This window comes from Dyella terrae, from assembly GCF_022394535.1.
Taxonomy (GTDB): Bacteria; Pseudomonadota; Gammaproteobacteria; order Xanthomonadales; family Rhodanobacteraceae; genus Dyella.
Map to the genome: position 1 here is coordinate 3,577,120 of NZ_CP089414.1, position 19,335 is coordinate 3,596,454.

A 19,335-nucleotide genomic window follows, 5' to 3' on the forward strand; every position below is an offset into this window, starting at 1 on the left:
TTGCCCGTACGCTGGGCGGTCATGAATGCACCCATCCCACTTCGCTCCTGGTTGACCCTGCTGCGCGCGCCGCGACTTGGTCCAGGCGCCATCCGTGAGCAACTCGCCGCCAATGACGGGTGCGTCGAAAGCGTGCTGAACGCACTCCGGCAGCGCCTGCCCACCCTGCCTGCCGATACCCGCCGCTGGCTGGAGCGGCCGGACGAGCGGCGCCTCGATGACGATCTCGCTTGGCTGGCGCAGCCAGGCCATCGCCTGCTGCTGGCTACCGACGAAGATTTCCCGCCACTGCTAGAGGTGATTCCGCAGCCGCCCGTCGCGCTTTTCGTGGCGGGCAACGCCAGCCTGTTGCTGCATGCCCAAGTGGCCATCGTCGGTGCGCGCGGAGCAACGCTCAGCGGCCATACCCACGCGCGCGGGTTTGCCCAGGAGCTTGGGTTGGCAGGGTTCACAATCACCAGCGGGATGGCCGACGGCATCGACGGCGCGGCGCATCGGGCCGCCCTGGACGCCGGCCTGCCGACTGTCGCGGTGATCGGGACAGGGCCGGACCGGGTTTACCCCGCCCAGCATCGGGCGCTGGCGCGTCGGCTGGTGGCCGAGGCGGTGATGGTCAGCGAGTTTCCGCCGGGGACGCCGGCACGCGGTGATCACTTTCCCCGGCGCAATCGGCTCATTGCTGGCCTGTCGCTGGGAACCCTGGTGGTCGAGGCGAGCTTGCAGTCCGGCTCGTTGATTACGGCCCGATTGGCCGCCGAACAAGGGCGTGAGGTGTTCGCCCTGCCCAGTTCCATTCATAATCCGCTGGCTCACGGTTGCCATCGGCTTATTCGCGATGGCGCGCGGCTGGTCGAAACGGCTGCTGAAATCGTGGAAGTGCTTGCTCCCGCTGCTGTCGCACTGGGGCGTGAGTTGGCGGTACGCCTTGATCGGGCCGCCGTCGCACCCACTCAAGAGACAGCATTCGAGGCCGATCCATCCGTCCTGGCGCTGCTTGAGTCGCTGGGTCATGGTCCGGTCGCGCTTGAGGACTTGGTCACCTTCACTGGCAAAACTGTCGCGGAGCTTGCGTCTGCGCTGTTGCTACTGGAGCTGGCGGGCAAGGTCGAATCGTTGTCCGGCAACCGCTACCAGCGGCTTCCGGGCTAGCGAAAGTCGACGTGCAGCGCGCTTTCACATGGTTCAGCTTGACGCCGTCAGGCCGGCATGCCTTTAACTGAATATAGAAACCGGCTCATACAGGCCGGTCACAGATGGCGGATAGCGAGCTTCATGGCAAAGAACCTGCTCATCGTCGAGTCGCCAGCCAAGGCGAAGACGATCAACAAATACCTCGGCAAGGACTTCCAGGTCCTGGCTTCCTACGGCCACGTCCGTGACCTGAAGCCAAAGGAAGGGGCTGTGGACCCCGACAACGGCTTTGCCATGGCCTACGAGGTGATCGACCGCAACGAGAAGCATGTCGACGCCATCGCCAAGGCCGCCAAGTTGGCCGACGACATTTATCTCGCGACCGACTTGGATCGCGAGGGTGAGGCAATCTCCTGGCACATCAGCGAGATCCTGAAGGAGCGCGGGCTTACCGAGGGCAAGCATCTCCACCGCGTGGTGTTCTCCGAGATCACGCCCAAGGCGATCAAGGCGGCCGTGGCCAGTCCGCGCGAGCTGTCGCTGGACATGGTGGATGCACAGCAGGCGCGCCGTGCGCTGGATTACCTGGTCGGCTTCAACCTGTCGCCGGTGCTGTGGCGGAAGGTGCAGCGCGGCCTTTCGGCTGGCCGCGTGCAGTCACCCGCGCTGCGCATGATTGTGGAGCGTGAGGAGGAGATCGAAGCCTTCGTCGCCCGCGAGTACTGGACCATCGAAGCCTCGCTGCGCCATCCGGAAGGCGACTTCTCCGCCCGCCTCACCAAGCTCAACGGGAAGAAGTTCGAGCAGTTCGACCTCACCAACGAACATGACGCGCTGGCTGCGCGCCACGCGCTGAAGGAGGCCGCGCACGGCCACCTCACCGTCAGCGAAGTCGGCAGCAAGGAGCGCAAGCGCCGCCCCGCTCCGCCGTTCACCACGTCCACCTTGCAGCAGGAGGCCGCGCGTAAGCTGGGCTTCTCTACCAGCCGCACGATGAAGGTGGCGCAGGGCCTGTACGAAGGCGTATCGCTGGGCACCGAAGGCAACGTCGGCCTGATCACCTACATGCGTACCGACTCCGTCGCGCTGTCCGAGGATGCCCTGGGCGAGCTGCGCGAACTGATCACGCGCGACTTCGGCAAGAAGGCGCTGCCGGATCATCCGCAGGCCTACAAGTCCAAGGCCAAGAACGCGCAGGAAGCGCACGAAGCCATTCGCCCCACCTCGGCCATGCGCACGCCGCGCGAGGTTGCGTCGTACCTCAACGACGAACAGCGCAAGCTCTACGAACTGATCTGGAAGCGCACCGTTGCGTGCCAGATGATCCACGCCACACTCAACACCGTGTCAGTGGAATTTGCCGTGCCGCATGTGAAGGGTGGCGATGCTTCGTTCCGTTCCACTGGCACCACCGTGGTCGACCCGGGCTTCCTGGCTGTGTACGAGGAAGGCCGCGACCAGAAGACCGCCGAAGACGACGATGAAGGCCGCCGCCTGCCCAAGCTCGACGTGGGCGAGCGCGTGGCGTTGCAGGACATCCTGGCCGACCAGCATTTCACAGAGCCGCCGCCGCGCTATTCCGAAGCAAGCCTGGTGAAGACGCTGGAAGAGCATGGCATCGGCCGTCCCTCGACCTACGCGAGCATCATCCAGGTGTTGCTCAATCGCGAATACGTGTTTCTCGATAGCCGCCGCTTCAAGCCGACGGACGTCGGCCGTGCCGTGAGCAAGTTTCTCACCGCCCACTTCACCCGCTACGTCGACTACGACTTCACCGCCAAGCTCGAAGACGAGCTGGATGCTGTGAGCCGTGGCGAAGAGGCGTGGGTGCCGTTGATGGAGCGCTTCTGGCAGCCCTTCAAACAGCAGGTGGACGAGAAAACCGAGACCGTCGATCGCAGCGAGGCCACCGGCGCGCGCGAACTGGGGACCGATCCGAAATCCGGCAAGCCGGTGTCGGTGCGCTTGGGTCGTTACGGGCCGTACGCGCAGATCGGCGACAAGGACACGGACGAGAAGCTGCAGTTCGCTTCGCTGCGTCCGGGTACGAGCATGCACACCATCACCCTGGAAGATGCGCTGGAGCTGTTCAAGCTGCCGCGCAAACTCGGTGAAGCAGAGAACGGTGACGAGGTGTCGGTGGGTGTGGGCCGTTTCGGCCCGTTCGTGAAGCAGGGCAGCACCTATGCCTCGCTAAAGCCGGAAGACGACCCGTACACCATCGAGTTGCCGCGCGCCCTGCAGATCGTGCAGGAAAAGTTGGAGATGCTGGCCAACCGCATCATCAAGGACTTCGGCAACGGCGTGCAGGTGCTCAACGGCCGCTTTGGCCCGTACATCACCGATGGCGAGAAGAACGCGCGCATTCCCAAGGACCAGGAACCGAAGGACCTGACCGAGGCACAGTGCGCGGAACTGCTGGCGGCTGCACCGGTGAAGAAGGGCCGCGGGGCCTTCAAGAAGACCGCTGCGAAGAAGACCGCAGCAAAGAAGGCTGCTGCCGAGAAAAAGCCGGCAGCGAAGAAAGCGGCTGCCAAGTCCACCACGAAGACGGCCACCAAGAAAACGACCGCCAAGAAGGCAGCGACTAAGAAGACCGCCGCCAAGAAGTCTGCCGCCAAGAAGCCGGCGGACGCGTAAGTGACGGCGCGCTTCACCCTGGGCGAGCTGGATGCCGCCGCCGCGTTGTTACGCGACGGCGGCGTGCTGGCCTACCCGACGGAAGCGGTCTATGGGTTGGGTTGCGACCCGCATGATCGTTCGGCCTTCGAGCGTCTGTTCGCACTCAAGCAGCGGCCACCCACCCAGGGCGTGCTGCTGATCGGGGCCGACTTTGCACAGGTCGAGCCTTATATCGACCTCACCGCCGTGCCTGCGGACGTGTTGGTCCAAGTGCGCGAAAGCTGGCCTGGTCCCCACACGTGGATCTTTCCGCGATCCTCGCTCGTACCCGACTGGGTGGCCGGCGCGCATGACGGCATCGCTTTGCGTGTGACGGCTCACGAGCCTGCTGCTGCCCTTTGCCGTGCTTATGGCGCGGCCCTCGTTTCCACCAGTGCCAACCCCCACGGTGAGCCCCCGGCCCGCAGCGCCGACATGGCGATCAGCTACTTCGGCGAGACGCTGGAGGGGGTGTTGGATGCTCCGGTCGGTGGCCAGCAGCGGCCGACGGTCATACGGGACGCCCTTTCGGGCGCTATCATTCGCGCCTGACCGAAGCCGGTCGACTCGCCGTTATTTCTTGGCGAGCATGAACGGCTTCCACACGCCGCAGGCTCCCGGTAGGGAGTGATTCAGTGGCTACCGCGAGGATGGGAACCGCGCGGGCTCTCTTTATTTTTCTGTCCGCACGTCGGGCCGGCATACACCGGACCGGAAGGGCTGACTGCTGTTGTCGGAGAACACCTTGGCAATCGTTTCTGAAAACCTCCAGCTCGAACGGTCCGCGCCGGGTCGGCCCCTGCTGGCGGCTGGTGCGCCGGAGCGCCCGGTCGTGTGGCGTGGGGCTCGGCCGGTGAGCGCCGCGCACTTTATGGCGCACGTGCAGGCAGTCGCCGGGCAGCTTCCCGCAGCCCCTGCCGCAGTGAACCTGTGCGAGGACCGCTACGCGTTCCTGGTGGCGTTCTGCGCGATCGCCCTTCGTGGCCAGACCAACCTGCTGCCCTCGTCCCGCGCGCCCAAGGCCGTGGCCGAGGTAATGGCTGCTCACCCCGGCTGCTATGCGCTGGGTGAGCAGGAGTTGGACGCGCCGCCCGCCCACTACCGCCACCTGCCTGGCCTGATGGATCCGCCGGCCGACGTCGAGGGCGTGCTCGAGATCCCGCTGCTTCCGGTCGACCAAGTCGTGGCCATTGGCTACACCTCCGGCTCGACTGGCGTGCCCAAGGGCAATCCCAAGACCTGGGGCAGCTTCCACGCCAGCAACACCGGCAACACGCGAGCACTGCAGGGAACCGTTGGCGAACACTTCCACGTAGTCGCCACGGTGCCGCCGCAGCACATGTACGGCATGGAGATGTCGGTGCTGATGCCTTTGCTCGGCGACGTCGCCGTGCATGCGGGCCGCCCGCTGCTGCCGGCCGATGTGGCGGCAGCGCTGGCCGACGTACCTCAGCCCCGCGTGCTGGTGACCACGCCGGTCCATCTGCGTGCCTTGATCGAATCAGGCGTGACGCTGCCGCCGATCGATGCGATGGTCTCTGCCACCGCCCCGATGCCCGTGGAATTGGCTCAGGCGGCCGAAGCACGCTTCGGCGCGCCGCTGCTGGAAGTGTTCGGCTCGACCGAGACCTGCGTGTTCGCTAGCCGCCGCTCCGCCTTCGACGAACCCTGGTCGCTGTACGACGACGTGCAGTTGCATCCGCAGCCCGACGGCACCCTGGTGCGCGCGCCGCAACTGGCGCAGCCGATGACGCTGGCGGACATCGTTACGCTGCACGACGGCGGCCGTCGCTTCCGCCTGTGCGGTCGCCATTCGGACTTGCTGGACATCGCTGGCAAGCGGGCGTCGCTGGGCGATCTGACGCGGCGACTGCAGGCTATTCCTGGGGTATTGGATGGCGTGGTGTTCCAGCTGGAAAGCGGAGACGCATTGGGCGTGCATCGCATTGCTGCGGTGGCAGTAGCACCGGGGCTGGATGAGCACACGATCCTCGATGCGTTTCGCGAGTCGGTGGACCCGGTGTTTTTGCCGCGGCCGTTGAAGTTGGTGGATAGCTTGCCGCGCAATGAGACGGGGAAGTTGCCGAGGGCGGCGTTGTTGGCCTTGCTGTAGCCGGCCTTTGACCTTTGCTCCCTCTCCCCTTTGGGGTGAGGGATGGGTGCTCGCCTTATCGTTTCGATGAAACCGTCACCCCTGCGCAGGCAGGGGTCCAGTGACTTTGGCTCTCGCTTGGTTGTCGCGTGGTCGCGACCTGGCTCGCCTGCGGCGGGCTTTCGACCTCCTGCCGGAGGCCGAGTTACTTTTCTTTGCTTGCCGAAGAAAAGTAACCCGAAGAAGGGCACCCCGGATGAGTCGCCTTCCGGGCTATCGCCCTCCAGGTGCGCGTGCGGGTTCCGGGCTTTTCGACAGGGCTCCTGCCCTGGCGAAAAGGAATCGGCATCCGTGCCGATTCCCCTGCGGGCCTTCTCTCCACCCGCCCGCCGCCTCATACGGGGCCCTGGTAGATCAAAAGCAGCAAGCTCACGGCTCGTGCAGCTCTGCTGCACATCGCATCGCCGCGGGTAGCGTTGTTCCTGCTCTAGTGCGTAAAGTCAGGCAGAAGAGAAAGACGATGCCGCTAGGTGGCGAGTTATCCACAGCGGTCGGGACGCGTGGCGCGAGCTTTATCTAGCCCCGGCGCTCGGAAAGCGTAGTAAAGCCCGCTTCAATTCCTCTCCGCATCAGCGCGATGTGCAGCTCCGCTGCACGAGCCGTGAGCTTGCAGCCTTTGATCTACCGGGCCCCTTGTGCGGCGGTGAGGGGTGGACGAGAAGGCCCGCAGGGGGGATCGGCACGGATGCCGATCCCTTTTCGCCGGGGCAGGAGCCCCGTCGAAAAGCCCGGCCGCCTCTCACGAACTGGCCGGCTTCGCCGGCCAGCGCCAAGCGGGGGTGCCCTTTCTTCGGGTTACTTTTCTTCGGCAAGCAAAGAAAAGTGACTCGGCTTCCGGTAGGAGGACGAAACGCCCGCGGCGTAGGCGGCCAGGTCACGGCAACGCCACAACCACGCGACAACCAGCCTGAACCCCACCTCATGCTGCGCTGCGAAATCCCCTCCCTCCCCTTACAATGTCCCATTACGCCGCCCTCGGCGCACCATCTTCAGCAGTTGGAGTCCCCATGAAAGTCCTGGTCATCGGCAGCGGCGGGCGCGAACACGCGCTGGCGTGGAAGCTCAAGCAGTCGCCGCGCGTAAGCGAAGTGATCGTGGCTCCGGGCAACGCGGGCACCGCGCGCGAAAAGGGCTTGCGCAACGCAAATCTGGCGGTGACCGACCTGGATGGCCTGCTCAAGCTCGCCAAGGACGAGAAGGTCGAGCTGACCGTGGTGGGCCCGGAAGTACCGCTGGTGGCGGGTCTGGTCGACAAGTTCCGCGCCGCCGGCCTGCGTTGCTTCGGTCCCCGCGCGATCGCGGCGCAGTTGGAGGGTTCCAAAGCGTTCGCCAAGGATTTTCTGCTCCGCCACAACATCCCCACCGCGCGCTATGCCGTGTTCACGCAGCTCGACCCTGCTCTTGCCTATGTACGCAAGCATGGCGCTCCCATCGTCATCAAGGCCGACGGCCTGGCGGCAGGCAAGGGCGTGGTGGTGGCGCTGACGCTGGCGGATGCCGAACAGGCGTTGCATGACATGCTGGGGGCACACCAGTTTGGCGACGCTTCCGCGCGCGTGGTGATCGAGGAATTCCTTGATGGCGAGGAAGCCAGCTACATCGTGATGAGCGACGGTCAGCACGCGCTGCCGATGGCCAGCAGCCAGGACCACAAGCGCCGCGACGAAGGCGACCTGGGCCCGAACACGGGCGGCATGGGCGCCTACTCGCCCGCGCCGGTGGTCACGCCGGAAGTCGAGAAGCGCATCCTCAAGGAAGTGATCGAGCCGACGCTGCGCGGCATGGCCATGGAAGGTGCACCGTTCATCGGCTTCCTCTACGCAGGCCTCATGATCGATAAGAGCGGCATGCCCAAGGTCATCGAGTTCAACGTGCGCTTCGGCGATCCGGAAACGCAGCCGATCATGCTGCGCCTGAAGTCGGATCTGGTGGAGCTGATCGAGGCTGCGCTCGACGGCGAACTTCACCACACTCATGTGCAATGGGATACGCGCCCGTCACTGGGCGTGGTGATGGCGGCGGGCGGGTACCCGGGCAAGGTGCGTAGTGGTGATGTCATCAGCGGGCTGGATAGCGATTTCGGCCCGGACACGAAGGTGTTCCACGCCGGTACGCAGTTGGATGCTCAGGGCCACGTTGTTTCAGCCGGCGGCCGCGTGCTCACGGTTTGCGCGCTTGGCAAGGACATCGCCGCTGCTCGCGAGAATGCTTATGCGGCAGTGTCGAAGATTCATTACGAAGGCGCGTTCTGTCGCCGCGACATCGCGCATCGCGCGCTGCATCGCAGCTGATTCGCCGGGCGTCTCGCCTCGTTTTGAAAAGCCCCGGACGTCAGGGGCTTTTTCATATCGTGTTCCGCGCGAGCGTCAACCCGGGATCTCTGGCTCGACCAGTTGCGCGAGATGGATCAGCGATTCCTGCCAGCCAAGGTAGCACTGGTCGGTCGGAATCACCTCAGGAATGCCTTCCTGCACAACATGCAGTTCCGTGCCGCAGGAAACCTTCTTGAGCGTGATCGTCGTCTGCATCTCGCCGGGCAGATTGGCGCCGTCGAAGCGTGCCGTGTAGCGGATGCGTTCGCCCGGAACAAGCTCATGATAGGTGCCACCAAACGAATGGCTGTTGCCACTCGTGAAGTTGGTGAAGGACATCTGATAAGTGCCGCCCACCTTGGCATCCATCTGATGCACTTTGCCGGTAAAGCCATGCGGCGGCAGCCAGCGTGCCATGGCGTCCGGGGTCGTAAAGGCGCGATAGATCTTCTCAGGCGTGGTGCGAAGGACACGATGAAGCGTGACGGTTCCGGTGGTCATGCGATTGCTCCATGGAAGGAATGAACAAGCTCGTGCGGCCTGTTATGGATTCGACGAACGAAGTAGCTCCATTTCGACGCGCACGTTCAGGCGCGTTTGCGTAGGAAGACGTGCGTGGCCCGCTCGCCGGGCACGCTGTCTACGGTTTCATACCCGAGCGCGGGTAGATCCAGGCCCGCAAACAGCGCTTCGCCGCGGCCCATAAGGATCGGGCGCACGGCAAGATGAAGGTCGTCGAGTAATCCTGCCTGCAGATATTGGCGTACCGTGGCGGCGCCACCCCCGACGCGCACGTCCTGCTTGCCGGCCGCCGCGCGCGCCTGCTCAAGCGCAGCGTGGATGCCTTCAGTAACGAAATGGAACGTGGTGCCACCGGCCATGGTGAGCGGCGGCCGTGCGTGATGCGTCAGCACGAACACGGGCACGTGGTACGACGGCTCATCGCCCCACCAGCCCTTCCAGCTGTCGTCCGGCCATGGTCCGCGTACCGGTCCGAACATATTGCGCCCGAGGATCCATGCGCCGATACCGTCAAAGCCTTTCTCCGCTATGCCATTGTCGACACCTGTCTCGCCATCGCCGCTTCCGTACATGCGCTGGAACATGCGCGTGGCAAAGAACCATTCCATAAGTGCGGGGCCGCCGACGCCCAGCGGGTTCTCCAGGTCCTGATTCGGGCCGGCACTGAAGCCGTCCAGGGAAACGGCGAAGCTCTGCACACGAAGTTTCGACATGGTTTGTTGTCCTTCAAAGAGTGATCGACTATGCGACGAAGAAAGCGCTTCCATTTCGACACGGCACCCCATGCTCCCCCAAGGTGCCTTCCGGATGTTGCTGGTTTCCACCACGCGCTGCGGTCAGTGAACTGTGGCCTGCGCCGAACGGCAGTGGCTGAACGGCCGGCCAAGGGACATTGCCCCAAGCCATAACGCAAACCGGGTCATGGCGGCGTGTCGAGTCTCGATTCCGCATACGCTGGTAGCGCCACTAGATGGGTCGACCAGGGCTTTCAACAAGAACGGCAACGACCTATAGCGATGAGCGGGGGCTTTCGCGCTAGGCTTGCCGCCACGACACGCAAGGGATCCGCATGAGCCAATTCAGCCTGCTTGGAAGCCGCCGCTTCGCGCCCTTCTTCTGGACGCAGGCGCTGGGTGCGTTCAACGACAGCGCGTTCCGCAACGCCATGGTCACGCTGGTGGCATTCCAGATGGGGCTGGATGACAAATCGGTGTCGCTCTACACCAATCTGGCGCCAGCGCTGTTCATCCTGCCCTACTTCCTGTTTTCGGCCACCGCAGGGCAGCTGGCGGAGAAGTACGAGAAGACGCGCATCATCCGCTACGTGAAGCTGTTCGAGATCGCCGCGATGGTGGTCGCTTCGATTGGCTTCTACACGCATCACACCACGCTTCTGCTGGTAGTGCTGTTCCTGATGGGACTGCACTCCACAACCTTCGGGCCCATCAAGTACGCCATCCTGCCGCAGGCGCTGAAGCCGGAAGAACTGGTGGGCGGTAACGGTTTGGTGGAGATGGGCACGCAGCTGGCGATACTGATCGGCATGATCGCCGGCGGCTCGCTGATGATGATCCATGGCCATGGGCCCATCGCTGCCTCGGCTGCGACCATCGCCATTGCCGTGCTCGGTTACCTTGCCAGTCGCCGCATTCCTCCCGCGCCAGCCACCGCCCCCGATCTTGTCTTCAATTGGAACCCGGTGACGGAGACCGCGCGTGTGCTCGGCATCACCAAGGCCGACCGGCGCGTGTTCAACGCCGTGCTCGGCATCTCCTGGTTCTGGTTCTTCGGCACCGTGCTTGTCGCGCAGTTGCCCAACTACACGCGCCTCAACCTGGGTGGTGATGGTTCGGTCGGAGTGCTGGTGCTTACCTTGTTCTCGCTGGGCACGGGCATCGGTGCGCTGTTGTGCGAGCGCATGTCGGGTCGCCGCGTAGAGGTGGGGCTGGTGCCCCTGGGCGCGTTCGGCCTTACCGCGTTCGGCGTGGATCTGTTTTTCGCCCATCCGCATCTGGCTACCGTGCATGGCCTGGACTGGCTTGCCTTCCTGCATTCCGCCGGAAGCTGGCGCGTGGTGATGGATCTCACGTTGATCGGCGTGTTCAGCGGCTTCTACGTGGTGCCGCTGTTCGCCTATGTGCAGGCGCGTACGCCGCGCGATCGTCTGTCGCGCGTGATCGCGGGCAACAACATCCTCAACGCGCTCTTCATTTGCATGGCCTCGGGGTTTGGCCTGGGGCTGGGTGCGGCGGGGCTGACGGCGGTGCAGATCTTCCTTGCTGTGGCGCTGCTCAACGTAGTGGTGGCGGTTTACATCTTCACCATCGTTCCAGAGTTCTTGATGCGCTTCATCACCTGGGTGCTGGTGAACACGTTGTACCGCGTGCGCGTCGACGGGCTGGAGAACATCCCGGAAGAAGGCCCCGCGCTGCTGGTGTGCAACCACGTTAGTTTCATGGACCCGCTGCTGCTGATGGCGAATCTGCGGCGGCCCGCGCGCTTTGTCATGTACTACAAGATCTTCAACATCCCGGTGCTGAAGTTCGTGTTCCACACTGCCAAGGCGATTCCCATCGCCGGGCAGAAGGAAGATCCGGAGGTGCTGAATCGAGCGTACGAAGAAGTGGATGCGGCGCTGGCCGATGGCGACTTGGTGTGCATCTTCCCCGAGGGCGGATTGACCAAGGATGGCGATATCGGGCCGTTCCGTCCGGGCGTGTCGCGCATCCTGGAACGTCGTCCGGTACCCGTCGTGCCGCTGGCGTTGCGCGGCCTGTGGGGCAGCGTGTGGAGTCGCCGCGACTCGATGATGCACCGCGCTCGCCTGCCGCGCCGCTTCCGTGCGCGCGTGGAACTGGTCGGCAGCGCGCCGATCGCACCGCAGGACGTTCGCATGGATGCGCTCGAGGCCCGCGTGCGCGAGCTGCGCGGCGATATGGCCTGAGCTCCGGTTACCTCATGTGGAGCACGCACGCCCAGCGGGGTGTGCGTTGATGTTTACGCTTAGCGGCTCTTAGGCCATCCAGCCTGCGATGACCACTAGCGCTACCACGCTGAGCCACGCGAGCAGCGCGCGAAGCAGCGCGCCGCGAAGGCGGATCAGCTCGGCCAGCGTATCGATGCGTTCTTCCGCATAGCCGTCACCCGCTTCGATATCCACCTGCACATCTGCACGTGCAGCTGCGCCGAGGAAGCCGGCGCCTTCCACATACCAACTGTTGGGCGACTGCTGCTGGTGCCAGCGCTTCCAGGCGCCGATCACGGCATCCCAATGGCCGACCAGTGCCAGCGTGAACACCATCAGCTGCGCCGGCAGCCAGTCGACTACGTTGGCGAAGGAGCGCGCCGCGTGGCGCGCGGGCGTGTCCAGGCGCAAGGTCTGGTCGCGGCCCAGCGTCTGCGCGAGGCGATAGAGCAGCGCGCCGACCGGGCCCAGCAAGAAGAACCAAAGCAGCACGCCAAAGCGGCGATGCAGGGCCGCGTAGGCGGTGGCCTCGCCGAGCGATACGGCGTTCCAGGCGACCGGGTCGCCGTCATCCGACAAGGCTTGGGCCGCGGCTTCGCGCGAAGGCTGATCGGGCGCCTTGATGATGGCTTCGAGATCGGCTTCGTAGGCGTGCGGGCCAAAGCAGTACAGCAGCACTACGAACGAGAACACCAGGCGGAACAGTTCGCTGCCCGGCAGCAAGCCGATCAGCCAAAGGGCGATGATGCACAACACCACCGGCACGCCGAGCGTTACCGCAACGCGTGCGGGACCGGCGGTGTCCCCCAGTTGTGCCACCCAACGGCGGAATCCGCCATCGCCACGCCAATGCGCGAGTTGCGGCATGACGTGCACCAGGCCGAGTGCGATGAGTGCGGATAGCAAGCTGACAGCCATGGATGCGAATCTCCTGTCGACGGCCGCATTGTAGGGCAAGGTCGTGACGGGTTATCGCCCTGTCATGCGGCGACGCTCGTGCTCGTCATATCGTCGAAAGCCGAATGACGTCGAGGGCGTTGCAAAGGTCGCTTCAGCCTTTGTAACGCTTCACCAGCTCATCCAGTTCAAGCCCCGCTTGCTGGCGCAACCAATGCTCGAGCAGGCGATAGGACACGGACAGCGGTGGCGAAGGAAGGAAGCTACCGTCGGCCATGCCGTCGACAATCTCCTGCGGCGTGAACCAACGCGCGTCTTCCAGCTCGTGATCACGCAAGCGAATACTGCGGTTCAACGCCTTAGCGGTGAAGCCGACCATCAGCGATTGCGGCAGTGGCCATGGCTGTGACGAGTGGTAATGCACCTCGCCCACGACCACGCCGGATTCTTCGGCGACCTCGCGGCGCACGGCGTCTTCCAGTGCTTCGCCCGGTTCGACGAAACCTGCCAACGTCGAATAACGCCCCGTCGGCCAGCCCGCCTGGCGGCCGAGCAGGCAGGCGTCTTCGTGTTCCACGATGACGATGACAGCGGCGTCGGTGCGCGGGAACTGCATGCGGCCGCAGTCGTTGTTAGTGCACTGCGCGCGATGACCGGCCGCCACCAACACCAGCGGCGAACCGCAATAAGGACAGTGGCGCGTTTCGCGCTGCCAGTGCGCGAGGCCCTTGCCATAGGCGAACAGGCGGGCTTCGTCCTCTGGCAACAGCAGGCCCACCTCACGCAGCCCGCCGCGGCGTGCGCCCAGCGCATGCTCCAGGTCGGCCGCGCGCTGGTCATCATCCAGCGCAATGAGGAAGTTCGGCCGCTCGCCGGTGAGACCGAGGAAGCTCGCCTTCGCATCGCCCAGTAGGCGCTCGCGTTCGGCACTGTCCAGCCAGCGCAGCGCAGAGCCTTCCGCGCGCAGGTAGGTTTGCCCCAGTGGATCGATCAGCACGTAGCGCGCACTGTCGGATGCGGCCAGCTCGTTGATCCACATGGATTCATCGCGCCGCTCGGCGACGCGGTCGAGGATCAGACTGAGGCCCGCGAACGTGTTGTGTCGCGGCGGGGCGGTGCGATCCATGCGGTGGCCAGGCTCAGGTGGAGAAAGAGGAGCCGCAGCCGCAGGTGGTCTTGGCGTTGGGGTTGCGGATAACGAACTGCGAACCGCTCAGGCTTTCCGAATAGTCGATTTCGGCGCCAGTGAGGTACTGCAGCGACAGCGGATCCACCAGCAGCGTGACGCCTTCGCGCGCTATCGCGTAGTCGTCCTCGGCCTGGGCTTCGTCAAAAGTGAAGCCGTACTGGAAGCCCGAACAGCCGCCGCCGGTGATGTACACGCGCAGCTTGAGCTCCGGATTGCCCTCTTCCTGAATGAGCTCGTGCACCTTGCGGGCCGCAGCCTCGGTGAACACCAGCGGAGTGCCGGCGCTGCGGTAGTCGGGAACGATGGGGAGAGAGACGACGGTATCCATGGGACTCAAGTGGGGGTGCGGCAACCTGTAAGCAAGGATACCGCGATCAGGCGGGTAGGGCTTCCGCGTCGGCCAGCGTTGGTGCCGGGAGCTCGCGAGGAGCCTCGGCGGAATGGTGGCTCATGCGCCCGTTCACCTGGGCACCGGCGGCCATTTCCAGGGTGCGGTAATGCACGTCGCCAACCACGCGGGCTTCCGGAGCCAGTTCCAGGCGCTCGGCGGCGTGGATGTCGCCGCGGACATGGCCGTTGATGATGGCGTGAGGCACGCGGACCTCGCCCTCCACGTGGCCGCTCTCGCTAAGCGTAAAGACCGCGCCCTGCTCCTCAGCCAGCACCGAGCCGACAACCTGGCCGTCGAGATGCAACGCGCCGCTGAAACGCACGTCGCCCTGGATAACGGTGCCGCGCGCGATCAGGCTGGTGTCCGGATGGGCTGGCGCTCGCTCGCTGCGCTTACGGTTGAGCATCTTGTTCCCCTTGAGTCGGTGTGAGGTGGCCAGACAGCGCCTCGCCCCAGGCGACCGCGCGCGTCACAGCATCGTCCCCAGCCGGCTGCACCTTGATGACGAGGCGGGTGGGTCGGAAATCGGCGGGCAGCACAATGGTGCTGTGGAGCTGCTGGAAATACTTGAAACGGAAGGGAATGCCGTCGTGCTGGGCGGTGTCGCCCAGCGACGGCCAATCGAGCTGGACCACCTTGTCGGCGCGCAAGCCTTCGATGCTGACCGTGGCATTGCCGGTGACGTCGTCACCGCGCTTGGCGTTCTGGGTCAGGCTGAGCGTAAGGTTCCAGGCGTGCGAGTTCTCGACCGGCTGCAGGCGGACTTCCTGCACTTTGAGCCCTTCGCGCTGGGCGTCGCCGCCGGTCAGGCGGGAATAGAAACCCAGGTCGGCCCGCAGGCCGCTGATCTCCTCCTCGCGTTCGGACAGCGTCTTGCGCAACGAACTGTTGGCGATGTCCGCCACCTGGCCTGCGCGCTGCAGGTTGGCCACCTGCTGCTGGAGATCATTGTTCTGCCGGGTGAGCGCTTTGAGCTGGCGCTCCTCGGCGGCCACCGGGGTACCGTGGTGGGCAATGCCACCCACCACCAGGCCCACGATGAGCAGGCTGGCGACCCAGGCCGCGCCCAACCACAGTCGCCGCCGTCCGACGAACGCGTCGTGCGGACGTACCACGAAGCGCGGTGGTGGACGTGAAGCCATACGTGGCTTTCCCAGGGAAAAGCAACGTATAGCCCCGGCGTGCAGAGAGCGTCAAGGAACGGTGGCACGCTTTGCGACCGTTCCCACGGGGACGGTCAGCTGTCGATCTTGGACTGCAGGTAGCGCTCGGCGCTGAGGTCCTTGATCAGGCTGAACTGGGTTTCCAGCCAGTCGATGTGCTCTTCCTCGTCGTGGAGGATGCCCTTGAACAGGTCACGGCTGACGAAGTCGGCGATGCTCTCGCTGTAGACAATGGCTTCGCGCAGATCCTTCACGGCGGCCATTTCCAGGTCAAGGTCGCCCTGCAGGCATTCCACCGGGTTTTCGCCGATGCGCAGCTTGCCAAGGTGCTGCAGGTTGGGCAGGCCGTCGAGGAACAGGATGCGCTCGATCAAATGATCGGCGTGCTTCATCTCCTCGATGGATTCCTTGTGCTCGTGCTCGGCAAGCTCGTTGTAGCCCCAGTCCTTGTACATGCGGTAATGCAGCCAGTACTGATTGATGGCGGTCAACTCGTTGTAGAGCACCTTGTTGAGGAACTCGATGACCTTGGCGTCGCCCTTCATGGGAAGTCTCCTTGCTGCGTGGCAAGCGACTATACGGCGTCTGTTTTTCACATGCCGTAACGAGAATGAATAGGAGTTGCGCATGCGAAAACGCGCAGCCAGGGCTGCGCGTCGCGGGGTACATCGAGGTGGGCCGGAGTCAGGCCACGGCAACCAACGGCAAGGTCGTCAGCACTTGCTGCACAGCCATATCCAGCGTGGCGCGGGCTTCCTGCTCGCAGCATCCGCAGCAGTCCGAACAGCCCGTGCGAGCCTGCAGCTCGGAGAACTGATGGACGCCCTCTGAGGCGGCTCGGCGGATGTCGCCGTCGGTCACGGCGTTGCACATGCAGATATACATGGGTGTATATGGGAACGCAAATGCGAATGATTGTCAACTAATGACGGAGTAGTGTTCGGGGCCGCTTGTTCAGGCGCCGTCCGGTTAGTTGAAGAGCGGGTGCGCACAAATCGCCCGGAAGACGCCCCGGTCTCAAGCCGCTGCCTTGCCCTTGCGCGAGCCGTCGCCACGGTCGGGATGCGGCAGCTCGCCCAGCTCAACGCTCAACAGCGTTTCCACCAAGGGCGCAAAGTGGCGCAAGGCACGCTCGTAGACTTGGCGCTTGAAGTTGACCACGTGGGCAGCCGGGTACCAGAAATCCACCCAACGCCATTGGTCGAACTCGGGCTTTTCGCAGGCATCGAGGCGCAAGTCCTCCTCGGCACCCACCAGACGCAGCAGGAACCACACCTGCTTCTGCCCGATGCAGGTCGGATGCTGGTGGTGGCGGACATAGCGGCTGGGCAGGCGATAACGCAGCCAGCCACGGGTGGCGCCAATGACCTCGACATGGTGCGGGGCCAGGCCGGTTTCCTCTTCCAGCTCGCGGTACATGGCTTCCAGCGGCGTCTCGTCGCTGCGCATGCCGCCCTGGGGGAACTGCCAGCCATCACGATTGACGCGGCGCGCCCAGAACAGCTGGCCGTCTGCATTGAGCAGAACGATGCCTACATTCGGACGATAGCCATCGACGTCGATCATGTTGCCTCCTGAAGCCGGGCGGTTACGACGGACGACTCACATCCGCCCTGGCTCGGGATGATTCAAGCACAGCCCAGGAAGGCCGGGCAACCGCACCACTTGAACCGGAAGCCGCAGCCCACTAAACTGCCGGGCCCTGCCTGGTCGACGCCACGTCGACATACCTTGCAGGCGGCACCCAAGGCTATGTAGCTCAGCCGGTTAGAGCACAGCACTCATAATGCTGGGGTCGGTGGTTCGAGTCCACCCATAGCCACCATCCGCCTGAAGACCGTCAAAAGCCCGCTCCCAGCGGGTTTTTTGCGTTCAAGGACTTAGCTTATCCGGCGGCGCAGTGCGGATGATCCTTATCCAAGTACCGACTCCAAGTACCGACTCGCCGGCCTTCCTGCGATTGGCTGATCGGATACTTAAGGGAGCTTTAGCCGAAGCCTAGCCTGCAGTTGTGGGAGAGCGATCTGAGCTGACCTCTAGTCAAGATCCGCTCTCACGGAATTAGGAAGCCATTGGCGTCCAGCTATTGTTATAGATCGCCATCCGCGACGGGCGTAGCTACGAGTTCAATCGCTTATTGTTCACGAAGCCTCTTGGCTTCTGCTAGGTCAATGCGAGCCTTGTGTCCGTGCTTGGCTAGCAGGTGAAGAAGATTTCCGCCGTTGAGGAGCGTGATGGGCTTATCGGTTGCAAACCTGTACGCGTCCGGACCGTAGTCACTGGTAGTAACCAGCAGACCCTTCATGGCGCCCTCGTTCATCATAGTTCCATACAGATCACGGACCGCCGAAACACCTACCGTGTTGGTGTAACGCTTCGCCTGGACCACAATTTTGCCCCCACGAATGGGGTCGGGGTCGAAAATAACAGCATCAACGCCTCCGTCCGCACTCGTTCGAGTGACCTTTACCTCGCCACCGCCAGCGGCGAATTCCTGCTCGAAAAGTTCTCTGACGAGATGTTCGAAATCCTCCCAGTCAATTGCGGCCAGATTTGTCCCTTCTTGGAGGCGCCCGGCTACCTCGTGGCTCGCTACAAATCGTGCGTCGTCCCTTTCCATCTGAATGATCGGCGCCACCGGCGTTAGCCCACTCAATTTAGAGGCTGCGACCCCTCGCAACTGCTTGAAGCAGGCTTTCGGGTCGACGCGTTTCAAATCAATCGCGAGGAACTCGTCCTTGAGCGCGTGAAGGGAGACTATGCAGGCTGTCTCTTCACGCCCGATGCTGCGGTTCACTGCAGTGACCCATCCGTTAAACACCACAGAGTCGACAACGTTCGCGGTGTCGCCTTCGAAGAGTTCGTGAATCGTCCGAAGTGCAAGCTGGTAGATAACGCTGTCGAACAAGCGGTTGTACTCCGCGTCGGACAGGAAGCTGTCTTTGAGCTCATCCCGAGAGGCGACGTAGGAGACCTTCGTCAGTCTAGGAATGTCTTCATGCGATGGAAGCTGAAAGTCGACGATGAGCAGCTTCGTCTGGGCGTTGTACTGGGTCGTATAGTCCTTCCTGATCCAGTCGGGATATTCCGAGGCGTTGAGGATCAGTTCCGCATTGGCCAGTACAGCGTCGGTCTCGCCGGCACGATATCGAGCAGCCAACTCCTGGATTCTGGCGTTGCTTTGCTCCTGGGCTGACTTGAAAGCGTTCTCTGCGTCCTGGAAAGCGATTTTCGCTGCGTCCAGCTGTTTCCGGGCCGCAGTGTTCGATGCGTCGGCGAGTCGGCGTTTCTCCTGCCACTCGTCATGGTCGGCGGCATAGAGTCGTTCGGATGCGGCAATCTTCGCGGCCTTGCGCCCACCAAAGATTTTGTCCAGTAAGCCAAGGACGGGCTGGTACTTGATAAATTTTGGATCAGGAGCGTTCGGTGCAGTGGCCTCATTTATTCCCATGGGCCACCCAGTATCGGCAAAGGTTACGTCTGGGTAAGGAGATCCATCAAAGCTACGAAAGGGCGTGTGATCTTCGAGCGAGCCCCAGTCGACAGCATCATTGACATCCAGTGTGGCCAGAAGGAGTCCCTCTGCTTCCTGAAGAGTGTTCTGCGCGTCAGCGGTGGCAGCGTCTGCCTGCTCCTTGCCCTTCCACTTGACGGAGTTCGCCTGCTGTTTTGCGCTCACTCTTTCCCATTTCTCTGTCCAGGTGGCCAGTAGGGCGTTCATCTTGTTCTGGAGTACATCCTTGTCCGGTGCCTTCAGCAGCCGATGTTCATTCAGCCCGGTGTGCCAAACCTCAATACGGCACCCCGTGACTTTGCCCGTGGATGTGTATACCCACGACGCCTCGCTGAACCTGACGAGCCCTGTCTGTCCCATGTCCACCCCCTGATCGAAAGCTAAGTCGCCTTGACAATGTAGCGGCTGAGATTAGACCGGCTGAAGCCTGCCAAAAGG

Annotated in this window: 17 protein-coding genes and 1 tRNA gene; 7 read left to right on the top strand and 11 right to left on the bottom strand. The window is 63.5% G+C overall.

The genetic code is table 11. The annotated features are described in order from the left end of the window. Positions 1-21 precede the first annotated feature (21 nt). From dprA to purD, 5 genes are all read left to right on the top strand, one after another. On the top strand, positions 22-1,149 hold the full coding sequence (gene dprA / locus DYST_RS15635; protein ID WP_239946544.1) for a DNA-processing protein DprA: 1,128 nt from the start codon (positions 22-24) through the stop codon (positions 1,147-1,149). Between the two features lie 123 nt (positions 1,150-1,272). Continuing rightward, positions 1,273-3,771 (top strand): DNA topoisomerase I, encoded by a 2,499-nt coding sequence (locus tag DYST_RS15640; RefSeq protein ID WP_239946545.1) that lies wholly within the window; start codon positions 1,273-1,275, stop codon positions 3,769-3,771. Beyond that, positions 3,772-4,344 (top strand): L-threonylcarbamoyladenylate synthase, encoded by a 573-nt coding sequence (locus tag DYST_RS15645; RefSeq protein ID WP_239946546.1) that lies wholly within the window; start codon positions 3,772-3,774, stop codon positions 4,342-4,344. Between the two features lie 193 nt (positions 4,345-4,537). Continuing rightward, entirely contained in the window at positions 4,538-5,905 is a 1,368-nt protein-coding gene (locus tag DYST_RS15650; RefSeq protein WP_239946547.1) for an AMP-binding protein, read from the top strand. 1,046 nt (positions 5,906-6,951) lie between these two features. Beyond that, positions 6,952-8,235 (top strand): phosphoribosylamine--glycine ligase, encoded by a 1,284-nt coding sequence (gene purD, locus DYST_RS15655; RefSeq protein ID WP_239946548.1) that lies wholly within the window; start codon positions 6,952-6,954, stop codon positions 8,233-8,235. A 75-nt stretch (positions 8,236-8,310) separates the two neighbouring features. Here the strand turns inward: purD and DYST_RS15660 are convergent, their stop codons facing one another. Together DYST_RS15660 and DYST_RS15665 are read right to left on the bottom strand one after the other, a co-directional pair. Beyond that, complete coding sequence (locus DYST_RS15660) at positions 8,311-8,757, bottom strand: SRPBCC family protein (protein WP_239946549.1); 447 nt, start codon at positions 8,755-8,757, stop codon at positions 8,311-8,313. 86 nt (positions 8,758-8,843) lie between these two features. After that, complete coding sequence (locus DYST_RS15665) at positions 8,844-9,491, bottom strand: dihydrofolate reductase family protein (protein WP_239946550.1); 648 nt, start codon at positions 9,489-9,491, stop codon at positions 8,844-8,846. 356 nt (positions 9,492-9,847) lie between these two features. Here DYST_RS15665 and DYST_RS15670 point away from each other — a divergent pair, with 356 nt between their 5' ends. Next, a complete protein-coding gene (locus tag DYST_RS15670; protein ID WP_239946551.1) occupies positions 9,848-11,722 on the top strand; it encodes an MFS transporter in 1,875 nt (624 codons plus the stop codon). 69 nt (positions 11,723-11,791) lie between these two features. On the opposite strand, the gene ampE is transcribed toward DYST_RS15670, so the two are convergent. From ampE to DYST_RS15710, 8 genes are all read right to left on the bottom strand, one after another. Beyond that, the gene (gene ampE, locus DYST_RS15675) at positions 11,792-12,661 is read right to left on the bottom strand and encodes a regulatory signaling modulator protein AmpE (protein WP_239946552.1); all 870 of its coding nucleotides are present in this window, start codon (positions 12,659-12,661) and stop codon (positions 11,792-11,794) included. A gap of 133 nt (positions 12,662-12,794) precedes the next feature. Beyond that, a complete protein-coding gene (gene nudC, locus DYST_RS15680) occupies positions 12,795-13,766 on the bottom strand; it encodes an NAD(+) diphosphatase (protein WP_239946553.1) in 972 nt (323 codons plus the stop codon). Positions 13,767-13,779: 13 nt separating this feature from the next. Then, positions 13,780-14,157, bottom strand: coding sequence for an iron-sulfur cluster insertion protein ErpA (gene erpA, locus DYST_RS15685; RefSeq protein ID WP_102301674.1), 378 nt, complete (start codon positions 14,155-14,157; stop codon positions 13,780-13,782). A 46-nt stretch (positions 14,158-14,203) separates the two neighbouring features. Continuing rightward, on the bottom strand, positions 14,204-14,626 hold the full coding sequence (locus DYST_RS15690) for a bactofilin family protein (protein WP_102301675.1): 423 nt from the start codon (positions 14,624-14,626) through the stop codon (positions 14,204-14,206). Next, the gene (locus DYST_RS15695) at positions 14,613-15,362 is read right to left on the bottom strand and encodes a DUF6776 family protein (protein WP_239946554.1); all 750 of its coding nucleotides are present in this window, start codon (positions 15,360-15,362) and stop codon (positions 14,613-14,615) included. Before DYST_RS15695 ends, DYST_RS15690 begins: the two co-directional genes overlap by 14 nt. 95 nt (positions 15,363-15,457) lie before the next feature. Then, complete coding sequence (bfr, locus tag DYST_RS15700; RefSeq protein ID WP_102301677.1) at positions 15,458-15,928, bottom strand: bacterioferritin; 471 nt, start codon at positions 15,926-15,928, stop codon at positions 15,458-15,460. Positions 15,929-16,067: 139 nt separating this feature from the next. Then, complete coding sequence (locus DYST_RS15705) at positions 16,068-16,268, bottom strand: (2Fe-2S)-binding protein (RefSeq protein ID WP_239946555.1); 201 nt, start codon at positions 16,266-16,268, stop codon at positions 16,068-16,070. Positions 16,269-16,400: 132 nt separating this feature from the next. After that, entirely contained in the window at positions 16,401-16,949 is a 549-nt protein-coding gene (locus DYST_RS15710; RefSeq protein ID WP_239946556.1) for an RNA pyrophosphohydrolase, read from the bottom strand. A 182-nt stretch (positions 16,950-17,131) separates the two neighbouring features. Here DYST_RS15710 and DYST_RS15715 point away from each other — a divergent pair. Beyond that, positions 17,132-17,208, top strand: a tRNA-Met gene (locus tag DYST_RS15715). 309 nt (positions 17,209-17,517) lie between these two features. Here DYST_RS15715 and DYST_RS15720 read toward each other — a convergent pair. Continuing rightward, positions 17,518-19,257 carry a restriction endonuclease gene (locus DYST_RS15720; protein WP_239946557.1) on the bottom strand — a complete coding sequence of 580 codons (1,740 nt, stop codon included), beginning with the start codon at positions 19,255-19,257 and terminating at the stop codon, positions 17,518-17,520. Positions 19,258-19,335: the final 78 nt, after the last annotated feature.